The 1,222-nt window shown below is 64.6% G+C and carries 1 protein-coding gene; it reads right to left on the bottom strand.

Translation table 11 applies throughout. The annotated features are described in order from the left end of the window. Positions 1-407 precede the first annotated feature (407 nt). On the bottom strand, positions 408-1,222 hold an 815-nt coding region (locus tag A5481_RS34945; protein WP_064504526.1), incomplete at its 5' end, for a catalase family protein.

The following is a 1,222-nucleotide window of genomic DNA, read 5'->3' as shown; positions in this document are numbered from 1 at the left end:
TCAGTTCGCGCGAGCCGCGCAATGCGGTTAAGAGCGGATCCCAGGTGCGCAGATTGGCCCCCAGCCCATGGACCATCAGCAGTGGCCGGCCCGTGCCCAGGCGTTCAAAATGTAGGAACATGACGGCATTGTCCTTCAATGTTCTCGCTGCAGTCCGAACATTGGTCCGTCGCAGATCTCGTCAGGCCGGGAGCGCCAGTCAGATCCGCGGGCTGCTCATATCGGACGCTTCGAGGCCGAAAGAACCGCCTCAGAAATCGGTGAATCCGAAGGCGATCAGAACATGAACCCATGGCCGAGCTCGCGCTTGCCGAGCCAGCCCCCGCTTCAGGATCACCTTTCGCCCAGCTTCGTTCAGCCCCCGCCGTTCCTTGCTTCGTACCGAGACCGTTGCGTCCTATCGCACTCTACGGCAGTTTGATCGCCTCACGCGGCTCCGCGATGGTGCAACCGTTCCGCTCGGCGCGGAAGCGCTTACCCATCTCGTAGGCTCGCTTGCGCGAGCGCATGATACCGCCGAGGGGCTGATGCGCGGCGAGCCCGTGCCAGGGGCTGAACGACATGCTGTCATCGACCGCGCTCGACCGGGCCTCGCTCCAGGCCGTTTGCGGCTTCACCATGATCCGCGCCACGGTCTGGTACAGGCTCTTGCTCTCGGGCCAGACCGTGGCGGCGTTCTCGACAGGCATATCGTCGAGGTCGGTGCAGAGTTGCGCCCTGACCTCCCAGAGCCCTCCATTCGCACGGAAGAACTCGACAACTGCCTCCCGTATGGCGTTCGGGCCTCCGTTCTCCGTCAAGGGCTTGTCGGTCAAGGCCGTCAGTTCGGGCGCCACCGGCGTCACGCACAGCTTAGCGACGTAGTCGCCGAAGCGCACGGGTACCTGACTGTAGAAAGTCTCGCCGAGGATGTGGGTTTCGGGCTGGCCGCCCATCGTAGCGACGGTGGCGTTAGGCCCACCGGTGGTCGCGACGATAATCTCTTGCACGCCGCGCATAGCGCCCGAGACGACCTTCTTGAAACCCTCCGCCTTGTCGGTCGTGGCCGCGAGCAGCTTCAGCGTGGCGAGGAAGGCCTTCGGCGTCGGTGCGCCGAAGGCGGGTCCGTTGACCAGCACGAGGTCTTGGGTGACGTCCCCTTCGGATCCATCCAGCCGCTCACCCTCGACACCGATGATCTTCACGGCGAGGCCGCGGGGGGTCGAGACGCTGTCGTCGAGGA

Origin of the sequence: Methylobacterium platani, from assembly GCF_001653715.1 — a bacterium.
Classification (GTDB): Bacteria; Pseudomonadota; Alphaproteobacteria; order Rhizobiales; family Beijerinckiaceae; genus Methylobacterium; species Methylobacterium platani.
Note: the sequence above shows the minus strand (reverse complement) of the source record. Positions and strands in the feature narration are given on the sequence as shown.